This window comes from Pseudomonas sp. GW822-FHT03F08 (assembly GCF_058801265.1).
Genome location: NZ_JBXANC010000007.1, coordinates 168,996 through 187,760, shown reverse-complemented (window position 1 = coordinate 187,760; position 18,765 = coordinate 168,996). Strand labels below are relative to the sequence as shown.

Here is an 18,765-nt window from a genome sequence, read left to right as displayed (position 1 = left end):
ACCACATATAACAAAAAAGAATATAACTTTTGTTTTAACAACTAACGGTACGGGTTAGGGTGTCCCACCTTTTGACTTTATCGATGGAGAGCGACCTTGCCTCTGCGTAGCACTTTCACGCGTTTCTTTCAGTTGGAAGCTGCCAGCGGTCTGTTACTGATCGCCGCGGCCATCCTGGCTTTAATCATCAACAACTCGCCGCTGTCGTGGTTGTACAGCGGCCTGCTCGATACCCCCGTGGTGGCGCAGATCGGCGCGTTGAAAATCGCCAAGCCCTTGCTGCTGTGGATCAACGACGGCCTGATGGCGCTGTTCTTCCTGCTGATCGGCCTGGAAGTGAAGCGCGAAGTGCTCGACGGCCAGCTATCGAAACCGTCGCAGATCGTCCTGCCCGGCGCGGCGGCCATCGGCGGCATGCTGGTGCCGGCGCTGATCTACTGGTTCCTCAACCGCGACAACCCGGCCGCCCTCGATGGCTGGGCGATTCCGACCGCCACCGACATCGCCTTCGCCCTCGGCGTGCTGGCCTTGCTCGGCAAGCGAGTGCCGGTGTCGCTGAAGCTGTTCCTGATGACCCTGGCGATCATCGATGACCTGGGCGCCATCGTGATCATCGCGATCTTCTATTCCGGCGAACTCTCGACCCTGTCGCTGGGCCTGGCGGCGGCGTGCATCGCGGCTCTGGTAGCGATGAACCGGCTCGGGGTGGTCAAGCTCGGGCCGTACATGATCATTGGTCTGATCCTGTGGGTCTGCGTCCTCAAGAGCGGTGTCCATGCGACGCTGGCCGGCGTGACCCTCGCGTTCTGCATCCCGCTGCGCACCAAAAACGCCGAGCCTTCGCCGCTGCTGACCCTGGAACACGCACTGCACCCGTGGGTCGCCTACGGCATTCTGCCACTGTTCGCCTTCGCCAACGCCGGCCTGTCGCTGACCGGTGTGACCGCCGAAAGCTTCACGCACCACGTACCGATGGGCATCGCCGTCGGCCTGCTGCTGGGCAAGACCGTTGGCGTGTTTGGCCTGACCTGGCTTTCGGTCAAGACCGGCATCGCCGCACTGCCTCAAGGCGCCAACTGGGGCCAGGTGCTGGGCGTGGCGATCCTCTGCGGCATCGGCTTCACCATGAGCCTGTTTGTCGGCTCCCTCGCCTTCGTGCCGGGCGCCAGTGAATACGCCGGAATGGACCGGATGGGCATTCTCACCGGCTCAGTGTTCGCTGCATTGATCGGTTATGCGGTGACATTGGCGGCAAGCAGAAAGAACACCGCACTGCCTTCCTGATACGCCATGGATCGCCGTAGCGAACAATCCCCACGTCTTTAGAGACGCGTCCTACAGCCACGATTTTCCTGCTTCGTTAACGTCGTGCAGCCCCTTTCGAGGGGCTGCCGATGCATGAACGAAAGGACAATCAGTGGCTGGTCAAAAGGACATTCCCCGGGTTCCCAACCCACCGGCAGGCGACGGGCATCGCTTCACCTACCGCTACATGACGGCCACCGAACTGGCCGATCAGCAAACGCGACAAGACAAGTACGACGCCATGCTGGCGCGGCAGGATGCTTTCGAACGCAGCCGTGAGGTCGCGTCGAACAGGCCTGAGCCGGTGCGTGCCGGCTGCGTGTTCGCCAAGTCCTGCAAGTTGCCGGACGCGATCATCGATTACTCGAATCCTTCGGGGATGGTGCCGACTGACAGCCTGAAAGATTACGGCGACCTGATCCTGCTCGGTGGCCGTGAAGCCGATGACAGCGGTGGCGTTGCACTCAAGAAAATCAGCGGCACTGCCATTCCATTGGGCCTGGGCAGCTTTGCCCTTGCCGGCGAAGCTTTCAAGGCATTCCCGGCCATGGCCTCCGCCGCCGTCATGACCCCTTTGGTCGGGCTGGTGGCGTTGCTCATGCCATCGAACCTGGGCGACAGCGCCCTCTACACCGAAGACCAGTTGCTCGCCCTCAAACAGGCCCGAACCCGCGTGCGCCTGCGTGTCGAACAACAGGCCGACGGCAGCCTCAAGGGTTACGGCTTCTACACCGGCAAGAATCGCGACTGGGAGATGGTTGATGTCGCGCAGTTCACCGCACGTGGTAACCGGTTTGTCGCTGACCTCGGCGAAGGCATCGAACTGATCTGGACGCCCGCCGTGGACGGTTCCGACATCCTCGGTATTCCGGCACTGGAGGCTGCTCCGCAGGCACCGCATATCTGGGTGTACCCGCCGACGAAAGCGGCGGACGGGATTCTGGTGAATCCGGTTTATCCGCCGGAGTATCGGGATTTCATATTGGTGTTTCCGGCGGACTCTGGAGTTCGGCCGCTGTACATAGTGGTTGCACGTCCGGTTTCTGGGGATCATGTCTATCATGTTCCACCGGACGTTCTACCGGCCTTTCCCGATGCTGTACTTGTTCGTAAAAAAAGCCATCGCAAGCGCTGGGAAAGCAAGAAACGCATTTACGAGTGGGACTATCAACACGGAGCCGTCGAGGTTTACAACTGGGAAGGAGACCATCTCGGTGAGTTCGATATACACACAGGCGAAAAAACTGGCAAAGCAAGATCTAAACGACGCACCTCAACCAAATAACGAATGAGAGTTCAACTATGATTTTTATCGCCCTCACTGGCTTTTTCCCTGAACCGAACCCGGATAATTCATTGCAGTATCAGAAATCTGTCCCACAAGCTTTAGAACTGGATGTTCTTAACGTTATGGGGTGGTCATCCTTAAAAGACGTCCCGATGGGCGAGCATGAATTAACCGACACACAAGCCAGAGCGGCGATGGAAATCATTGGCTCCCCCTTCAGGAACGACTTGATGTACTGCATTGGACTTTGCAGTAAAGGCTGAACCTTGAGATTTTTAGTAGAAGCTTTTGACAAAAAAACAGACTTCCAGGCTTTCGTGATTGAGTTGCCAGCGGGATGTGATGAGCAAATAAAAGCCATCATGGGTTGGACAAAAGAGCAACACGGCTGGGAAGGTTACGATTTAAACCCCCAACAGATACAAGCGATCGAAAAACTTATAGGTAGATCAATTGTGAATCAGGATTTCTACTTCCAATTAACTTGCAATATATAAAAACACTCTACGCTGTGAGAGTTCCAGGAGAACCTTGTGGGTTTGAAAGTCAGACTCGATTGGTATGACAAAGAAACTAGTCTCGGCCTCGGAGAAGAGTTATCGAAAGACTTCGGTGACGATGGCTCCGTGATCGAGGCGCTGGGCATACCAATAGAAAACAACATAAACAACGGCAGTTTTAACGTTATCAACGACTGGGCAAATATTCTTCAAACCCATTTTACTCATGCCATCAATTTAGCTTTGTATGACTACCAGGTCTCGTTCGACTACTGCGATCACTGGTAAACACCAAACAAAAAACCCCAACCAGTCACCTGATCGGGGTTTTCTTTTACCGCTCGTTCGCGCTTAGTGCGAAACGCGGCTGGTCCCGCCAACAGTCGAAATCCGTACGCGCTCACCGACGCGGAACACTTCGTTCTCCTGCACTTGCTGCACGTAGGCACGCATGCTGCCGTCGTCTTCGCGCACGGTGATTTCAACGCCTTGGGTACGGGTCAGGCCTTCTTCGGTGGCGGAACCGATCAGGCCGCCGGCCACAGCACCGATAACGGCTGCAACGATGCTGCCTTTACCGCCGCCGATGGCGCTGCCGCCGACACCACCCACCGCTGCACCGGCGAGGCCGCCGATCGGGGTCTTGGTGCCTTCGATTTTCACCGGACGCAGGGATTCGATGGTGCCCATGCGAATCGTCTGCACGCGACGCGCTTCGTCACGGGAGTAGGAGTCACCGGTCAGGCTCGATTGGCAGCCGGTAAGCAACATCGCCATCGTGGAAAAGGAAGCAACCAGCAGAACAGACTTACGCATAGGATCAACTCCAAAGGACAGGTATTCATTAAACTCCGCAGCTTGACGCCTGTCACGGCGCCGCCCGGATAAATTTGGTTTCATTCAGGCCCGGTACAGGGCCTCCACGAACTCACCCAACAGTAGCGCCAAAATACATAGCTTGCGCCGCCGACCCCAAGGATTTTCATGGATTACTTCATCATTGTCGTCACAACCGTCGCCGGTTTGTACTTCCACTGGTGGTTGTACGTGCGGATCAAACGCTGGATGGACCGCGATCTGGCATTGTCACTGGCCGGCAAGGATGAAGGCAAACGCGCCTTCATGCTCGAACGGCTGGCGCAAGCCCGATCGCAGAAGATCAGGCGTCGGGACCTGCCGAAGTGGCTTGAGGCCGCTGCGGCAGGCTATCCCGCTCGGTAGACTGCTTAAGGTGCCAGACGTTCAAGAATCCAGTCGGCGCCCTGCAAACGGTAGTTGAGGCGATCGTGCAGACGGCTCGCGCGGCCCTGCCAGAATTCGATGCGCTCGGGGAGCAAGCGATAGCCGCCCCAGTGTTCCGGGCAGTCGGGCTGGGTGTCGGTGAAGCGTTGCTCGGTAGCCTTGAGCAAATCTTCCAGTTCACCGCGGCCGTTGATCACCCGGCTCTGCGGTGACGCCCAGGCACCCAGTCGGCTGCCCAGCGGGCGCACTTGATAGTACGCGTCGGACTCCTCGGGCGTGACCTTCACCACCCGCCCTTCGATACGCACCTGGCGCTCCAGGGTCGGCCAGAAGAACGTCATGGCCGCGAACGGATTCGCGGCCAGGTGCTGGCCCTTGGCGCTTTCGTAGTTGGTGAAGAAGGTGAAGCCCTGCTCGTCCAAGCCCTTGAGCAGCAGAATGCGGCAGTGCGGACGACCGTCCGCATCGACCGTGGCCAGGGTCATGGCGTTGGCTTCCACCGGGGCCTGCTCGGTTTTCACCGCATCGGCAAACCACTGGTGGAACAGCGCGAAAGGCTCGGCCGGGGCTTGCGCCTCGGTCAGGCCATCCCGGGTGTAATCACGACGCATATCTGCCAGAGCCTGGGTCATGGCGCATTCCTTTTCGTTAGCGGATTACTGTTTTGCCGCGTCGGTCGCAACGACTTTCTTGTCGCTTGCGGCGGCTTTGGCTGGAGCGGTTTTCTTGGCCGGAGTCTTCGCTGGTGCCTTCTTCGCTGGCGCCTTGGCAGCCGCTTTCTTGGCCGGAGCCTTTTTGGTCGCCGGTACTGCGGCTTTCTTCGCCGCCGGCGCCGGGGTGACCGGTTTGGCGACCGGCTTGACGTCCTGGGCAGCGACCATGGTCACTGGTGCCGGAGCCGGCATGTTGTACTTGCTCAGCAGTGCAACCATGGTGTTTTGCGGGGTCACCAGCAGTTCGACACGACGGTTCAGGGCACGGCCTTCAACGCTGTCGTTGGCCGCACGCGGTGCTTCGGAGCCCATGCCACGCAGCATCAGGCGATCACGCTGCAAGCCGCTGAGACGGAAGATCGCTGCCACGGCCTGAGCGCGTTCCTGGCTCAGTTTGGTGTTCGCCGGGGCTGCGCCAGTGGTGTCGCTGTGACCGAGCACCAGCACGGCGGTTTTCGGGTCGGCTTCGAGAATTTTTGCCACGCGGGTGAACGGGCCAAGGGTGACCGGCAGCAGCATCGCCGGACGATCCGGGTTGAACGAGCCTTCAACCGGCGCGATCACGACCAGCACGTTTTCACGGCGTTCAAGTTGCAGATTGCTGTCCTTGATTGCGGTGCGCAGGCGCGGCTCGTAGTCATCCAGCCAGGCCTGAGTGACCTTTGGATCCGGCATCGGCACGACTTTGGCGGTGTCCTGCGACTTGCCGCCGAACGGCCACCACCACTTGCTGCCCGTGTCGGCATCAGCCTTGGCGACAACAGCCGGTTTGGCTTGAGGTTTTACTTCGGGCTTCACGTCGGCCTTGGCCTTGTCCGCCGAGTCATCGGAACCGAACGGCCAGTACCAATGGCTGCTGCTCTCGGTCTTGGCGACCGGCGCGATGGCGGCCGGTTTCAACGGTGCAGGGGCCGGAGCCGGCTCCTTGGCCGCGACTTTGTCGGAAGAACCGAACGGCCACCAGCTGCCGCCATCGGCGTCATTCTTCGGAGTCTGTGCACAACCGGTAATCGCGAAACACAGGGCCAGGGCGAGAGTTTGTTTGGACGACATTGGAAACCCACAAAATAAGTAATGGACAATCAGAGGACTTTCGCCCGGATAAACAGACGCTTTGAATCGAAAAACCGGTCGAGGTTCCGGCCCTGGAACCTCTGGTAACGCTTTACAGACAAGTGGCAAGTACCCGCGCCAGCTTCTGCGCGCGCGGATCCATCAAGACGTACGGCCCCAGGGTATTTGTCACAAATCCGAAGGCCACATCGTGCTCCGGATCAGCAAAACCGATGGAACCGCCCGCCCCCGGATGCCCGAACGCCCGCGGGCCGAGGCCGTAGGTGGCGTTTGGCACGTCAGGTTGATCGAGCATGCAACCGAGACCGAAACGGGTGCGGGTCAGCAAGGTCTTGTCCTCGCCGAGGCTGTGTTCGCGGGTCAGCTCATCAAGCATTTCGCTTTCCAGCAGGCTGCCGTCGAGCAGACCGGCGTAGAACCCGGCCAGGCTGCGTGCATTGCCGTGGCCGTTGGCCGCCGGTTGCTGCATGCGGCGCCATTCCGGTTTGTTGGTGCTGGTAAGCACCGACGGCGGATTGGTGAAGGCGCGAGTGGTCATGGCTGTTGGCTCGCGCATGGTGACTTGCAACAGGCGCTGGGCGGCGGCGTCGCCAACGTTACCCTTGCCCCGTGCGATGTGCGCCACGCGATGGAATTCTTCGTCGGCCAGGCCGACATGGAAATCCAGCCCCAGCGGTTTGGCGACCCGCGCCACGATGGATTCCCCCGGCCCGCGACCGTCGGCACGCCGCAGCAACTCGCCGATCAGCCAGCCGTAAGTGATCGCGGCATAACCATGACCGGTGCCCGGCGTCCACCACGGCGCTTCGGCCGCGAGGGCGTCGACCATGGTTTGCCAGTCATACAGGGCTTCGGGGGCCAACAGTTTGCGCAGGGCCGGCAGGCCAGCCTGATGGCAGAGCAGTTGACGCAGGGTCACGGATTCCTTGCCGGCGGCGGCGAATTCCGGCCAGTAGCGGGCGACTGGAACATCGAGTTGCAACTTGCCTTCGGCCACCAGTTGCAGCGCGGTGACGGCAGTAAAAGTCTTGGTGCAGGAAAACAGGTTGGCGATGGTGTCGCTGTGCCAGGCTTCGGCGCCGTCCTTGTCGGCGGTACCTGACCAGAGGTCGAGGACGGTTTCGCCGCCGACCCGGATGCACAACGCGGCGCCACGTTCCTGGGGATCGTCGAACAGTGCCGCGAAAGCTTCGCGCACCGCTTCGAATTGAAGCTCGTAATGTCCCTGAATCTGCACCCGCAACTCCCCCGCGAAAACGCTCTACAAAGTGGCCCGCATTGTTCCAGCCCTTGAGGGTTTTGGGAACAGCGGCGGGCCGGGCGGTTCTGTCTTAATGGCCGTTGCCGGAATGCCCACCGGTATGGCCGGCGCCCTGCCCCGGGCCTTTTCCGGCCTCGCCTTTGCGTCCGCCTTCGGTTTCGTGACCGACCTTGTCCGCCGCCGCAGCAGCCTTCGCGGCTTCTTTGCCAAGCTGATCGATCGTCGCCAGATTGCTCTTGCGCACGGTTTCGACAAATCCCTGGTACGGTAAGTCGGTCACACCGACCAGACCGAAGTGGCCGTTCTCACCATCAAGCAGACGTCCGGTCACCGGTTGGTCGAGGTACTGGAACCAGTGCACACCGACGATCGACGGTTCGCTCAGCGCCTGCTTGAGGAAGTTGGCGTAGGCCGGGCCACGGTCTTCTTCCTTGTTCAACGGCGTCACACCGCCCCAGAACGGGCCGCGATCGGTCGAACCGAAGTTGAACTCGGTGATCAGCACCGGTTTGTCGAGGCTGCGCAGCGCGGCGAAGTCATAGCCGTCCTGCGGTTGCAGGGTGTACATGTTGAAGCTCAGCACGTCGCAATACTGCGCGCAGGAGGCCACGGCTTCCGGCGTGCTGATGGCGAACCGGCCGCCCAACAGCAACTGGTTCGGCGCGTGCCATTTCAGCGAATCGGAAATGGTCTTGAAGTAGGTGTCGGCGAAAACTTTCTGGAAGTATTTGAAGTCGGCCTCGATTTCCGGATGCTCCGGATTCGGCAGCGGCGCTTCGAAACCCGGATCCTCCATCAATTCCCAGGCCGGCAGATCGATGCCCCAGGCCTTCGACAGCCCCGCCTGATTGCGGTACTTGTCGCGCAACTGCTTGAGGAACGCACGCTTGGCCGGAACGTCAGTGGTCATTTTCAACGTGCCGTAGGCCAGCGCGTAACGCGACTTCGGATCATCACCGGGACCGGCCCAGGCCAGTTCGTTATCGGCGAAGTAGCCGATCAGCCACGGATCGTCACGGTGATCGCGGGCAGCAATCGCCACGGCACGTTCGGTGGCCATGGCGAAACGTGGGTCGAACGGGTCAGGCATGCCGCCCCACCAATCGTTGCCGGTGCTGATACTGGTGTAGTCGCCGACGATCGACAGCGGCAAGGTGTACGGCACACGCTCGGCGTCGCTCAGTTGCGGTGCGCTCCAGTTGCCGACGGTGTTGAAGCCCCACGCCTGCAGACGGTCGAGGGTGTGGCTGGCCCACTTCTGCTCGTCGATGGCGGCTTTGCACGGCGCAGCAGGCGCTTGCTCAGTCGCCGCCGGAGTCGCGCAAGGTTCGCCGTAAAGGCGTTGCAGGTTGGCGCCATAGAAGTCGTACCAGCGTCCGTTGCCGTAGCCACGGCCCTGATCGGAACCATTGCCACCACGGTTGTCGCCCTCGCCGAAGTGACTGGCCAGTGGCTCGTCAGGTTTTGGCAGGGATTCGAACATGTACTCGCGACCGGCCACGTAGGTCTGGTTGACCTCCGGGCTGACGGTGTTCACGCCCAGGGAATAGAACGGATGGCCTTCCGGCGTCACCAGATACCAGCGGCCATCACGTTTTTCAGTGCGGAAGAAGCCGCTGGCCTTGAATGCCGGGCCTTTGCTCCAGCCACCGAACTTGTCCAGCGACGATTTTTCGCGCTCGGCCAGCCAGGTTTTCAGCTGTTGCTGTTCCTTGGCGGCGGCGGATTTCAGTTGTTCGTCATTGGCGACTTTCTCTGGCCATTTGCTGCGGGTCGACTGACCGTAGGCATCCACCAGATTGCCGTAGGCGGCTTTGATCACCTCGCCCTCGTCCTGCACGCCAAAGCGCTCCAGCAACAGGCTTTGCGCGGCTTTCGGCTGGTCCATCGAGAGGCTGACGGACACCACCTGGCTGCGATCCAGTTCACCGTTGCTGCTGGCCAGCAACACGCGCTGCCCGTCGATGGTCATTGGCATCAGCGGCCCGGCCTTCATGCCCTGGCTCAGCGGCGAGGTCGCGGTCAACGGTACGAGCAAGGTCTGCGCCGGGCCGGCCGGCAGATCAACGCGGCTGACCAGGGTCTTGCCGTCGTTGCTCTGGATTTGTACGTAAACGGTCACGGCCCAGTTCATCGCACTCTGGATGCGCAGGCTCATCATGCCGGACTGCGACCAGTCCCAGGCACCGGTCTGCGGGCTCAGGCGCAAGGTCGGGCGCGCCACCGGATTGAAGGTCACCCGGCGCAGCACTTCGCCTTCGGGGGTCTGCTCGGCGTTGGCTTGCGGCAGGTCGGCGTTTTCGGTCGCGACTTTCACCACGTCGGCGGGGCGGACAAAGTTGAACAAGGTCTGCTGCCCGGCAGGTGCCGCCAGCAAAGGCGCAGCGAAAACCAGGGCAAAAACGGCAGGCAACGAACGACGAATCATGAGAACGGATTTCTCCCTAACGACCAACAATGGCCAATGGAAAAGCGATGGCGCAGAGATAGACAACGCGGCGGGCAAAACTGCCCACCGATGTCTCAGGATATTTCACGACGGAAAGGAGGCAACGCATTGAGGATCGCCTTGCCGTAGCGCTGGGTGACCAGCCGCCGATCCAGCAAGGTGATGGTGCCGCGGTCTTCTTCGGTACGCAGCAGACGGCCACAGGCCTGAACCAGTTTCAGCGAGGCGTCGGGCACCGAGATTTCCATGAACGGATTGCCGCCCCGGGCTTCGATCCACTCAGACAGTGCGGCTTCGACCGGATCGTCCGGCACCGAGAACGGAATCTTGGCGATGACCACGTGCTCGCAATAGGCCCCCGGCAAGTCCACCCCTTCGGCGAAACTGGCGAGGCCGAACAGCACGCTGGAATCACCGCCATCGACCCGCGCCTTGTGCTTGTTCAGGGTTTCCTGTTTCGACAGGTTGCCTTGAATGAACACTTGCTTGCGCCAGTCGCGGTCGAGGCCGTCGAACACGTCCTGCATCTGTTTGCGCGACGAGAACAACACCAGCGTGCCACGCGAACCTTCGACCAGATCCGGCAACTCGCGGATGATCGCGGCGGTATGAGCGGCAGCATCACGCGGATCGGCCTTCAGGTCCGGCACCCGCAACACACCGGCATCGGCGTGATGGAACGGGCTCGGCACCACGGCGGTGACGGCTTTCTTCGGCAGGCCGGCGCGCATGCGGAAACGATCGAACGTGCCGAGCGCGGTCAACGTCGCCGAGGTCACCAGGCAGCCGTAAGCCACGTTCCACAGGCTGCGGCGCAGGGTTTCGGCGGCGAGGATCGGGCTGGCGTTGACCTCGATGTCGAACAGCGAACCGCTTTCCGCCAGCGTCAGCCAACGGGCCATCGGCGGGTTGTCTTCCGGGTCTTCGGCGGTGAACGCGGTCCACAGCTCCCAGTTGCCGGACGCACGGGACAACAGGCTGCCGAACAGTGGGTACCATTCTTCGGCCTGGTTGCTGGCGATGCCGATGTTGACCTCGCCGTCCATGCCTTCCTTGAGCAGGTCGGTCAGGCGGGTGAACAGGTCGTTGAGACGGGCGTAGCCTTTTTTCAGCTCGATACCCATCTCGCGCATGTGCTCGGGAATCACCCCGCCGATGAAGCGATGACGCGGGCGCTCACGGCCCTCGACGTCTTCGCCGGGCTTGAAATCGGCGATCTGCTCGCAAGCGGTGAACATGAATTGCTGCTGGGTCTTGATCTCCCGCGCCAGCTCCGGCACCTGCTCGATCAGCTTGCCGAGGTCGCCCGGCAGCGGATGCTGGGCCAACAGTTTGGTGAGGTTCTTGGCGGTAGTTTCCAGCCAGTCGGCGGTGGAACGCAGACGCGTGTAATGGGCGAAGTGGCCGATGGCCTTGTCCGGCAGGTGATGACCTTCGTCGAACACATAAATGGTGTCGCGCGGATCGGGCAGCACCGCCCCGCCGCCCAGTGCCAGGTCGGCCAGCACCATGTCGTGGTTGGTGACAATCACGTCGACCTTGCCCATGCCTTCGCGGGCCTTGTAGAAGGCGCACTGGCCGAAGTTCGGGCAATGACGGTTGGTGCACTGGCTGTGATCGGTGGTCAGGCGCGCCCAGTCGGCGTCTTCCAGCGCGTTGGGCCAGCTGTCGCGGTCGCCGTCCCATTTATTGCCGGCGAGTTTCTCGATCATGCTGGTGAACAGCTTCTGGCTGGCCTCATCGACCTCGATCTTGAAGCCTTCTTCTTCGAACAACTGCGCCGTGGCGGTCTGTGCGTGGCCTTCCTGCAACAGCATATCGAGCTTGGACAGGCACATGTAGCGGCCACGGCCCTTGGCCAGGGCGAAGCTGAAGTTCAACCCGCTGTTGCGCATCAGGTCGGGCAAATCCTTGTAGACGATCTGCTCTTGCAGGGCGACTGTCGCGGTGGCGATCACCAGGCGTTTGCCGGCCAGTTTCGCCGTAGGAATTGCGGCGAGGCTGTAGGCCACAGTCTTGCCGGTACCGGTGCCGGCTTCCACCGCGACAATCGCGGGGTCGCCACTGCGCCGGCCTTCGTCGTCGGTGTCGATATCCCCGAGGACCTTGGCAATTTCAGCGATCATCAGGCGCTGGCCGTAACGCGGCTTGAGGCTCTTGGCCTCTAGAAAACGCGAATAGGCGCCCTGGATCGTGGTTTTGAGTTCAGTGCTGATCATGTGTTGTCGGGCGCAAAAACGCTGGATAAATTTTCAGTGGTTCGGATCGGCCGCTATCATACCCCGCTAATCAGTCCCGCGCAGAACGGAGTACCCCAATGACACCTTTTAGCCTCGTTTACCCCCTGCATGTCCTTGCCGCCCTGGTGTGGGTCGGCGGCATGTTTTTCGCCTGGATGGTGCTGCGCCCGGCGGCCGTGAAGGCTCTGGACAGCCCCGGCCGACTGACCCTGTGGGTGGAAGTGTTTCAAGGTTTTTTCCGCTGGGTGTGGGGCGCGGTGATTCTGCTGCCGGTGACCGGGGTGGGCATGTTGCATCTGCAGCACATCGGCTTCGAGACGGCGCCGAAGTACGTGCAGGTGATGATGGGCTTGTACATCGTGATGACGGCGCTGTTCATCCGGATTCAGGCATTGATGCTGCCCGAATTGCGCACGGCGGTGCAGGCGAAGGATTGGCCGGCCGGTGCAGCGGTGCTGGGGCGGATTCGCAAGGTGGTGGGGTTCAATCTGCTGGTCGGTTTGGCGCTGGTGGCGATTGCCGCGGCGCGGCCGTCGTTCTGAAGTGAGGCTGATCGTTCCCACTCAGTGGGAACGATCAGACAGGGGATGGCTTATAGGCGCTGTACGGTGACAGACCCCGCCGCTCCCGCAGGCCCCGGCTGCCCGTCAGCCCCAGGTTTGCCGCTCTTGCCGCCATCGGCGCGATACACCAGGCACCCCTTGGACTTGCCGCCCGCCCCCGGTTTGCCGCCAGGCCCGGCCGGGCCACCGGCACCACCGGCGACTTCAACCTTGATCAACTCGGCCGGAAACTCACGGGGTACTTCCAGGCGCACCAGCGCGCCCGGCGCTCCCGGCTGGCCATTGCTGCCGTCACTGCCATCGAAACCGTGTCCGGCCTGGCCCCAGGTGCAGCCCGGTTCCTGACCGTTGGCGCCGTCGAGCCCGACGAAGCCCGGCGCACCGGTGCCGCCGCGTGCATCGACGATCAGCTGCGGTGCATTCAGCGCCTTGAATTGCAGATTCAGGTTACGTCCGGCACGGGCCGCTTTTTCATAGGTCCCCGGTGCACCGCGAGCGGTGATCCGGCTGCCTTCGGCTAACGCGGCGCGAGTGACTTTCAGATCCAGCGCCTGTTCACCCGGCACGATGGCGATGCGCGCTTCGCGGCCCAACTGCAATTCGCCGACGCTCAACTCGGTCACGTTGGAGGGCACCAGCAAGGTGCCGTAATCGGCGACCACCAGTTTTTCCAGTTGCAAGGTGCTGGCGGTGTTGGGCAAACGCATCAGGGAATTGGGCTCGACACTCACCACCTGGGCACAAGCCAAAGGACTGATGAATGCAGCGAGCAGGCAAAGTTTACGCATGGGAAGCCTCCGGAGCGGCCGGGGCCGGGATGGTTTGCAGGTGGAAAACGCCGAACAGCAGGACACGGCCGCGATCACGCCACGGGTGCGGACGACCTTTGAGGCTGCGATTGCACAGCAGCACTTCCAGCAGATGGATCGCCAGCAGCAGAACAGCGGCCAGATTGACCAGCAGATGCAACGGATGAACAAACGGCACCAGTTGATTGGCCAGTACCACGCAGCAGAACACCAGGGTCAACAACCGCCCCAGCCCACAGAACACCTTCATACGCTCCCCCGTGTTGCGAATTATTCTTTGGGCGCACAGTAACGGCTTCCGTACGGGATAAGCCAGAGGGGGAAATAAAAAAGTTCCGGGCACTCGTCGGATGTCTGCCGGGGCGACGATGAACATCGCCCGACAGCTCTAGCCTGCGGACTACAGACACGTCCTAACGATTGATGTGCAGTTCCACGCGACGATTCTGCGCACGTCCCTCTTCAGTCTCGTTGTCGGCGACCGGTTCCCGTTTGCCACGCCCTTCGCTGGTGAGTTTGTCCGGCGCCAGCCCCTGGCTCAGCAGATAGGCCGCCACGCTGCTCGCGCGACGTTCCGACAACGCCTGGTTATAAGCGTCCGAACCCTTGCCGTCGGTGTGACCGATGACCTTGATGCTCACCACATCGGCGTTGCGCAACTTGTCCATCAGCGAATCCAGCTGACTTTTCGCCGCAGGTTTGAGGTCGGATTTGTCGAAGTCGAACAGCACGTTGCCGGCATCGCTCAGGGTGATGACTTCGGATTGCGGGGCCGGTTCGGCCGGTTTCTCGGCGACCGGGTATTGCGGCAGCGGACAACCACGGTGATCGACCGGGGTATTGGCCGGAGTGTCAGGGCAACGGTCGCGACGGTCGAACACGCCATCGCCGTCCTCATCGCCATCCTGGGCGTAACAGATCAATCCGCCGGTGAGGATCCCCAGCGCTGCGCCGCCACCGGCCCAGCCACCGCTTTCAATCGCGCCCAGACCGCCGCCGACCAGTCCGCCAATTAGGCTGCAGATCGGCCAGGTACGTTGATTGAGGGGGGCAGTGCCATCGCTGTGAGTAGCGCAACCGGTCAAGAGACTGCCAAGCAGCAGCACCGGCAAGACGGACCTTGAGAATACACTCATTGTGAAAGCTCCTGTGTCACCGGCCCATACCGGTTACACAGGAGTAAAGACCCGCATCCGCGACTGCACAAGCCGCGGATGCGAGGGGGGCTAGCGTTCGATTTTGATTTCAGTGCGACGGTTCAGCGCACGGCCATCGGCGGTTTTGTTATCCGCCACTGGCTGGCTTTCACCGGCACCGGTCACCGAGACGAAGCTGGAACGTGGCACACCATCATGGATCAGGTATTCCACCACCGAGTGCGCCCGACGATCCGACAGTTTCTTGTTGTAGGCATCGCTGCCCACGCTGTCGGTATGACCGGTCACGGTCAGTCGCGCGGTGCTCGATTCCTGTTTCAGGCGCGTGGCGACCTTGTCGAGTACCTGTTTATCGGAAGGCGTCAGGGTGGCCTTGTCGAACTGGAAGTGAACATCGCGGATGACGATGGTTTCTTCCTTGACCACTACAGCTTCTTCAACCACTGGTGCAGGGGCTGGTGGAGGGCAGCCGTCAGCATCGACCTGCACGCCTTTAGGCGTATGCGGGCACTTGTCGCGACTGTCCGGCACACCATCGCCGTCTTCATCGCCATCACCGTGCACCCAGCAATAGGCTGCTGCCGTACCGCCGACGAGTAATGCGCCATAGCCTGCCCATGCAGAGCTTTCCGTCGCACCGAGACCCGCTCCGACGACACCGCCGACTGCCGCACAGGTCGGCCAGTCGGTTTTCTGCAAACCTGCGCAACCAGTCAACACACTGGTTAGCAGAACCAAGGGTAATGCTGTCCGAACTATGCTCATCTAGTTTTCTCCTGAGGGATCGGCTTAGAACCGATTCAGGGAGTAAAGACCGGAGTTTTAATCTCCGCCAGCAATAGGCCACTGCTGTTTGCGAGCGTGTTCACAGGACTTCGGCGCATTTGGCGCAAACCCGCAGGACAGAGATCTAGGCCTCGACGCCCGGGCAGGCTAGTCTTGGCGATCTGATTGAGGAACTTCGATGAACGTCGCCCTGTCTTCCCGCACGCCACAGCAGGCACTGGCCGCCCTGCTGGACCGCTACGCCCCGGCCCGTCTGCTGCTGATCGGCGCCAGCGAATTCCCCGCACTGGCGGCGTTCAAGGACGCGCACCCGGACACCCGCGTCGCCCATGCCGCGCCCGGTGCCTTGCCGGCAGAACTGGCCGCACAGCGTTTCGACCTGGCGCTGGTGGTCGACTGCCTCGAACATTTGCCCAAGCGCGACGGCCTGAATCTGCTCGGCGGAATCCGCAACCTCAACGCCAGCCGCATCGCGGTGCTGGCGGACCTGTCGGCCAGCGGCTGGCAGGAAACGGACTTCTATTCACTGGCCCTGCAAGCCAGCGAGCGTTTTGCCCGCGACGAGCAGGTTCTGACCCTGTTCACCTATGATCTGCTTGACTACAAACAAGTCCCCGACTGGCTCAACTCGCGATTCTGGGCCAATCCGGAAAACTTCGGGAAATACTGGTGGTAATGCAATGAGTACAGCCATTTGCCCTTGCGGCAGCGGCAACCTGCTGGATGCCTGCTGCGGCCATTATCATGCGGGCCATCCGGCACCGTGCGCCGAAGCCCTGATGCGCTCGCGCTACAGCGCCTACGTGCTGGGCCTGATCGATTACCTGGTGGCGACCACCCTGCCCGCCCAGCAGACAGGGCTCGATCGTCAGTCGATCAGCGCCTGGAGCGCTTCGAGCACATGGCTCGGGCTGGACGTTGAAAGCTCGGAAGTCTTCGGCGGTCAGCCGGAACACGCCTTCGTCACCTTCACTGCGCGCTGGCACGACAGCCAGGGTGAGCACAGCCACCGCGAGCGCTCCTCGTTCGTGCAGAACGCCGGTCACTGGTACTTCATCGACCCGACCGTGCAGCTCAAACTGGGGCGCAACGATGCCTGCCCGTGCACCAGCGGCCAGAAGTTCAAGAAGTGCTGTGCGGGGTATTTCGGCAGCTGAGGCTAGACTGGGCATCAAAGGGAGTTAAACCATGCTCGGTCAATGGCGCACGTTCAAGGCTTTCACACTGCTCATGTTCCTGGGGATCAGCTTCTCGGGGCTCGGCGGCTGCACTTCATGGTTCGCCGACGACACCCTCGACCCTGCCGTGCATCTGGTGAAAGTCGAAGTGGTGCGCGCCAAGTTGCTGGAGCAGAAATTCATCCTGCACTTTCGCATCGACAATCCCAACGACAGTGACCTGACCGTGCGCGGCCTGGAATACCGCGTGCATCTGTCCGACATGTTGCTGGCCGAGGGCGAGCATGAGCACTGGATCACCGTCGGCCCCAAAAGCAGTGTTTTCTATAAAGTGCCGATCCGCACCAACCTGTGGCCGAAGGTCAAAGAGGTGGTGAAAATGCTGAAGAATCCGCACCAGCAGGTTCCCTATCGCCTGCAGGGCGAGATGGAAACCGGTTTATTCATCGCCCACTACGTGCACCTGGAGCGCAATGGCGTGATAATCCCCGCCGATTTGATTACGGAGTGACCCCGATGACCCAGCAACCTCATGTCCATGGCCCTGACTGCAACCACGATCATGACCATCACCATGATCACGACCATGGCCATGTTCACGGCCCGAACTGCGGCCATGCCCACCAGGAACCGGTGCGCAACGCCTTGAAAGACGTCGGCCGCAACGACCCTTGCCCATGCGGCAACGGCAAGAAATTCAAGAAGTGCCACGGCGCTTGATGTTTCGGGCGAACATTCGTTTCGCCCGTTAGATCGCTATCGCGGGCCTGCTCGCGATAGCACTGTCACCTGCGGCTTTCAGCCTGCCGCCAGAATTCGCCCGCTGCTGACCACCGTCGCATACTCCCCATGCAGATTCCCCAGCGACATCCCGTGCACCTCTTCAGCCGAACGCGGCGTGCCGAAATAATCGGCCTTGTCGAAGGTAAAGCACGCATCCTCCGCCACCCACGCATCAAACCCCAGATTGCCCGCTGTGCGCGCCGTGGACTCCACTGAATTGTTGGTGGCCACGCCGACGACCACCAGTTGCTCGATTCCCGCCTCACGCAACTTCGCTTCAAGCTTTGTTGCACAAAACGCATCCGGCACCTGTTTCCGGATCAGCCATTCGCCGTCCTGCGGCAAAAACCTTTCCTGAAATTCCACACCTGACTGCTCGGGCCAGAACACCGAATCCGGCGAGCGCGACAAGTGCTGCACATGGATCACCGGCCGCCCGCTGCGCTGCCAAAAGTTCAGCAAATCGAGGATCCGCTCTTCGGCCAACGGATTATTCCGCCGCCCCAGACGCGGCTCCAGAATGCCTTTTTGCTGGTCGATGATGATCAGTGCAGCGTTGGCCTTAAGCTCCATGGCGATTTTTCTCACGCGGGGTCATTGAATTTCCCGCACTTGAGCATCACTTCCTGTCACTAAGCAAGCTATCGAACGCACACAGGACAACCTGAAGCCGGCGTTTGCTGTCCGCACGTAAGCCATTTTCCTGATTTGGAGCTTTCCATGATCGACCTGTATTACTGGACCACGCCCAACGGCCACAAGATTTCCCTGTTCCTCGAAGAGGCCGGCCTGCGCTACAACGTGCACCCGATCAACATCAGCCAGGGCGAGCAGTTTCAGCCACACTTCCTGAAGATCGCTCCGAACAATCGCATCCCGGCCATCGTCGATCATGAGCCGGCCGATGGCGGCGAGCCGTTGTCGCTGTTCGAGTCCGGGGCGATTCTGTTGTACCTCGCGGAAAAGACCGGCAAGTTCCTGCCCCAGGACCTGCGTGGTCGCCAGGTGGCGCTGCAATGGCTGTTCTGGCAGATGGGCGGGCTGGGGCCGATGGCCGGGCAGAATCATCACTTCAGCCAGTTCGCCCCGGAAAAAATCCCCTACGCGATCAAGCGCTACATCGATGAAACCACCCGTCTGTACGGGGTGCTGGACAAGCAACTGGCCCACAATGAGTTCGTCGCCGGCAGCGAATACAGCATCGCCGACATGGCGATCTACCCGTGGATCGTCTCCCACAAATGGCAGAGCCAGAACCTGGAAGACTTCCCGAATGTGCAGCGCTGGTTCAACCACATCAAGGATCGCCCGGCGACCGTGAAGGCCTACGCGCTGGTGCAGAAGATCAATCCGCCGAAGGCCTGAGTCACCCGGCCTGATCGTTCCCGTACGCGGGAACGATCAACGGGAAGAAATA

At 61.0% G+C, this 18,765-nt stretch carries 23 protein-coding genes; 12 read left to right on the top strand and 11 right to left on the bottom strand.

From position 1 onward, the window contains the following. Positions 1-96 precede the first annotated feature (96 nt). The 5 genes from nhaA (at position 97) to AC1RME_RS19105 (ending at position 3,381) form a co-directional block, all read left to right on the top strand. Complete coding sequence (nhaA, locus tag AC1RME_RS19125) at positions 97-1,284, top strand: Na+/H+ antiporter NhaA (RefSeq protein WP_096819519.1); 1,188 nt, start codon at positions 97-99, stop codon at positions 1,282-1,284. A 133-nt stretch (positions 1,285-1,417) separates the two neighbouring features. Next, on the top strand, positions 1,418-2,590 hold the full coding sequence (locus AC1RME_RS19120; protein ID WP_096819520.1) for an S-type pyocin domain-containing protein: 1,173 nt from the start codon (positions 1,418-1,420) through the stop codon (positions 2,588-2,590). 17 nt (positions 2,591-2,607) lie between these two features. Beyond that, the gene (locus tag AC1RME_RS19115) at positions 2,608-2,856 is read left to right on the top strand and encodes a pyocin S6 family toxin immunity protein (RefSeq protein WP_096819521.1); all 249 of its coding nucleotides are present in this window, start codon (positions 2,608-2,610) and stop codon (positions 2,854-2,856) included. A gap of 3 nt (positions 2,857-2,859) precedes the next feature. Then, positions 2,860-3,090, top strand: coding sequence for a DUF7683 domain-containing protein (locus AC1RME_RS19110; protein WP_096819522.1), 231 nt, complete (start codon positions 2,860-2,862; stop codon positions 3,088-3,090). Between the two features lie 36 nt (positions 3,091-3,126). Then, entirely contained in the window at positions 3,127-3,381 is a 255-nt protein-coding gene (locus tag AC1RME_RS19105; protein ID WP_096819523.1) for a colicin E3-like toxin immunity protein, read from the top strand. A gap of 63 nt (positions 3,382-3,444) precedes the next feature. Here the strand turns inward: AC1RME_RS19105 and AC1RME_RS19100 are convergent, their stop codons facing one another. Then, on the bottom strand, positions 3,445-3,909 hold the full coding sequence (locus tag AC1RME_RS19100; protein WP_007918566.1) for an outer membrane lipoprotein: 465 nt from the start codon (positions 3,907-3,909) through the stop codon (positions 3,445-3,447). Positions 3,910-4,077: 168 nt separating this feature from the next. On the opposite strand from AC1RME_RS19100, the gene AC1RME_RS19095 reads away from it, so the two are divergent. Further along, positions 4,078-4,314 (top strand): hypothetical protein, encoded by a 237-nt coding sequence (locus AC1RME_RS19095; protein WP_096819524.1) that lies wholly within the window; start codon positions 4,078-4,080, stop codon positions 4,312-4,314. 5 nt (positions 4,315-4,319) lie between these two features. Here the strand turns inward: AC1RME_RS19095 and pdxH are convergent, their stop codons facing one another. The 5 genes from pdxH to dinG all read right to left on the bottom strand — a co-directional run bounded on the left by pdxH (position 4,320) and on the right by dinG (position 12,051). Continuing rightward, a complete protein-coding gene (gene pdxH / locus AC1RME_RS19090; RefSeq protein WP_096819525.1) occupies positions 4,320-4,967 on the bottom strand; it encodes a pyridoxamine 5'-phosphate oxidase in 648 nt (215 codons plus the stop codon). A 24-nt stretch (positions 4,968-4,991) separates the two neighbouring features. Next, the gene (locus AC1RME_RS19085; RefSeq protein ID WP_096819526.1) at positions 4,992-6,101 is read right to left on the bottom strand and encodes an OmpA family protein; all 1,110 of its coding nucleotides are present in this window, start codon (positions 6,099-6,101) and stop codon (positions 4,992-4,994) included. Between the two features lie 112 nt (positions 6,102-6,213). Beyond that, the gene (locus tag AC1RME_RS19080) at positions 6,214-7,359 is read right to left on the bottom strand and encodes a serine hydrolase domain-containing protein (protein WP_096819527.1); all 1,146 of its coding nucleotides are present in this window, start codon (positions 7,357-7,359) and stop codon (positions 6,214-6,216) included. Between the two features lie 94 nt (positions 7,360-7,453). Continuing rightward, positions 7,454-9,811, bottom strand: a complete 2,358-nt coding sequence (locus AC1RME_RS19075) for a beta-galactosidase (protein WP_096819528.1) — start codon at positions 9,809-9,811, stop codon at positions 7,454-7,456. A gap of 95 nt (positions 9,812-9,906) precedes the next feature. Then, a complete protein-coding gene (gene dinG, locus AC1RME_RS19070) occupies positions 9,907-12,051 on the bottom strand; it encodes an ATP-dependent DNA helicase DinG (RefSeq protein ID WP_096819529.1) in 2,145 nt (714 codons plus the stop codon). Between the two features lie 98 nt (positions 12,052-12,149). Here dinG and AC1RME_RS19065 point away from each other — a divergent pair, with 98 nt between their 5' ends. Further along, a complete protein-coding gene (locus AC1RME_RS19065) occupies positions 12,150-12,614 on the top strand; it encodes a CopD family protein (protein WP_096819530.1) in 465 nt (154 codons plus the stop codon). Between the two features lie 50 nt (positions 12,615-12,664). On the opposite strand, the gene AC1RME_RS19060 is transcribed toward AC1RME_RS19065, so the two are convergent. The 4 genes from AC1RME_RS19060 to AC1RME_RS19045 form a co-directional block, all read right to left on the bottom strand. Beyond that, entirely contained in the window at positions 12,665-13,423 is a 759-nt protein-coding gene (locus AC1RME_RS19060; protein ID WP_096819531.1) for a hypothetical protein, read from the bottom strand. Next, on the bottom strand, positions 13,416-13,694 hold the full coding sequence (locus tag AC1RME_RS19055) for a DUF1145 domain-containing protein (RefSeq protein WP_096819532.1): 279 nt from the start codon (positions 13,692-13,694) through the stop codon (positions 13,416-13,418). Before AC1RME_RS19055 ends, AC1RME_RS19060 begins: the two co-directional genes overlap by 8 nt. Before the next feature lie 163 nt (positions 13,695-13,857). Further along, positions 13,858-14,580: a PA1041 family peptidoglycan-binding anchor lipoprotein gene (locus AC1RME_RS19050; RefSeq protein WP_096819533.1), complete on the bottom strand. Its 723-nt coding sequence runs from the start codon at positions 14,578-14,580 to the stop codon at positions 13,858-13,860. Positions 14,581-14,670: 90 nt separating this feature from the next. Continuing rightward, a complete protein-coding gene (locus tag AC1RME_RS19045; RefSeq protein ID WP_096819534.1) occupies positions 14,671-15,366 on the bottom strand; it encodes a PA1041 family peptidoglycan-binding anchor lipoprotein in 696 nt (231 codons plus the stop codon). 199 nt (positions 15,367-15,565) lie between these two features. Between AC1RME_RS19045 and AC1RME_RS19040 the strand changes: the two genes are divergently transcribed. The 4 genes from AC1RME_RS19040 to AC1RME_RS19025 are packed head-to-tail and all read left to right on the top strand — an operon-like array spanning position 15,566 to position 17,285. Beyond that, positions 15,566-16,063: a DUF6231 family protein gene (locus AC1RME_RS19040; protein WP_096819535.1), complete on the top strand. Its 498-nt coding sequence runs from the start codon at positions 15,566-15,568 to the stop codon at positions 16,061-16,063. Between the two features lie 4 nt (positions 16,064-16,067). Further along, entirely contained in the window at positions 16,068-16,544 is a 477-nt protein-coding gene (locus AC1RME_RS19035) for a YchJ family protein (protein WP_096819536.1), read from the top strand. Positions 16,545-16,575: 31 nt separating this feature from the next. Continuing rightward, on the top strand, positions 16,576-17,076 hold the full coding sequence (locus tag AC1RME_RS19030; protein ID WP_096819537.1) for an LEA/WHy family protein: 501 nt from the start codon (positions 16,576-16,578) through the stop codon (positions 17,074-17,076). Between the two features lie 5 nt (positions 17,077-17,081). After that, on the top strand, positions 17,082-17,285 hold the full coding sequence (locus AC1RME_RS19025; RefSeq protein ID WP_003198420.1) for an SEC-C metal-binding domain-containing protein: 204 nt from the start codon (positions 17,082-17,084) through the stop codon (positions 17,283-17,285). A gap of 78 nt (positions 17,286-17,363) precedes the next feature. On the opposite strand, the gene AC1RME_RS19020 is transcribed toward AC1RME_RS19025, so the two are convergent. After that, the gene (locus AC1RME_RS19020) at positions 17,364-17,921 is read right to left on the bottom strand and encodes a cysteine hydrolase family protein (protein ID WP_096819538.1); all 558 of its coding nucleotides are present in this window, start codon (positions 17,919-17,921) and stop codon (positions 17,364-17,366) included. Between the two features lie 147 nt (positions 17,922-18,068). On the opposite strand from AC1RME_RS19020, the gene AC1RME_RS19015 reads away from it, so the two are divergent. Beyond that, entirely contained in the window at positions 18,069-18,713 is a 645-nt protein-coding gene (locus tag AC1RME_RS19015) for a glutathione binding-like protein (RefSeq protein ID WP_096819539.1), read from the top strand. Positions 18,714-18,765: the final 52 nt, after the last annotated feature.

What these genes read in the sequence shown, in the direction of transcription:
- AC1RME_RS19115 (WP_096819521.1), top strand. Translation starts at nt 2,608, where the DNA reads ATGATTTTTATCGCCCTCACTGGCTTTTTCCCTGAACCGAACCCGGAT.
- AC1RME_RS19100 (WP_007918566.1), bottom strand. Translation starts at nt 3,909, where the DNA reads ATGCGTAAGTCTGTTCTGCTGGTTGCTTCCTTTTCCACGATGGCGATG.
- AC1RME_RS19095 (WP_096819524.1), top strand. Translation starts at nt 4,078, where the DNA reads ATGGATTACTTCATCATTGTCGTCACAACCGTCGCCGGTTTGTACTTC.
- pdxH (WP_096819525.1), bottom strand. Translation starts at nt 4,967, where the DNA reads ATGACCCAGGCTCTGGCAGATATGCGTCGTGATTACACCCGGGATGGC.
- AC1RME_RS19085 (WP_096819526.1), bottom strand. Translation starts at nt 6,101, where the DNA reads ATGTCGTCCAAACAAACTCTCGCCCTGGCCCTGTGTTTCGCGATTACC.
- AC1RME_RS19075 (WP_096819528.1), bottom strand. Translation starts at nt 9,811, where the DNA reads ATGATTCGTCGTTCGTTGCCTGCCGTTTTTGCCCTGGTTTTCGCTGCG.
- dinG (WP_096819529.1), bottom strand. Translation starts at nt 12,051, where the DNA reads ATGATCAGCACTGAACTCAAAACCACGATCCAGGGCGCCTATTCGCGT.
- AC1RME_RS19065 (WP_096819530.1), top strand. Translation starts at nt 12,150, where the DNA reads ATGACACCTTTTAGCCTCGTTTACCCCCTGCATGTCCTTGCCGCCCTG.
- AC1RME_RS19060 (WP_096819531.1), bottom strand. Translation starts at nt 13,423, where the DNA reads ATGCGTAAACTTTGCCTGCTCGCTGCATTCATCAGTCCTTTGGCTTGT.
- AC1RME_RS19055 (WP_096819532.1), bottom strand. Translation starts at nt 13,694, where the DNA reads ATGAAGGTGTTCTGTGGGCTGGGGCGGTTGTTGACCCTGGTGTTCTGC.
- AC1RME_RS19050 (WP_096819533.1), bottom strand. Translation starts at nt 14,580, where the DNA reads ATGAGTGTATTCTCAAGGTCCGTCTTGCCGGTGCTGCTGCTTGGCAGT.
- AC1RME_RS19045 (WP_096819534.1), bottom strand. Translation starts at nt 15,366, where the DNA reads ATGAGCATAGTTCGGACAGCATTACCCTTGGTTCTGCTAACCAGTGTG.
- AC1RME_RS19040 (WP_096819535.1), top strand. Translation starts at nt 15,566, where the DNA reads ATGAACGTCGCCCTGTCTTCCCGCACGCCACAGCAGGCACTGGCCGCC.
- AC1RME_RS19035 (WP_096819536.1), top strand. Translation starts at nt 16,068, where the DNA reads ATGAGTACAGCCATTTGCCCTTGCGGCAGCGGCAACCTGCTGGATGCC.
- AC1RME_RS19030 (WP_096819537.1), top strand. Translation starts at nt 16,576, where the DNA reads ATGCTCGGTCAATGGCGCACGTTCAAGGCTTTCACACTGCTCATGTTC.
- AC1RME_RS19025 (WP_003198420.1), top strand. Translation starts at nt 17,082, where the DNA reads ATGACCCAGCAACCTCATGTCCATGGCCCTGACTGCAACCACGATCAT.
- AC1RME_RS19020 (WP_096819538.1), bottom strand. Translation starts at nt 17,921, where the DNA reads ATGGAGCTTAAGGCCAACGCTGCACTGATCATCATCGACCAGCAAAAA.
- AC1RME_RS19015 (WP_096819539.1), top strand. Translation starts at nt 18,069, where the DNA reads ATGATCGACCTGTATTACTGGACCACGCCCAACGGCCACAAGATTTCC.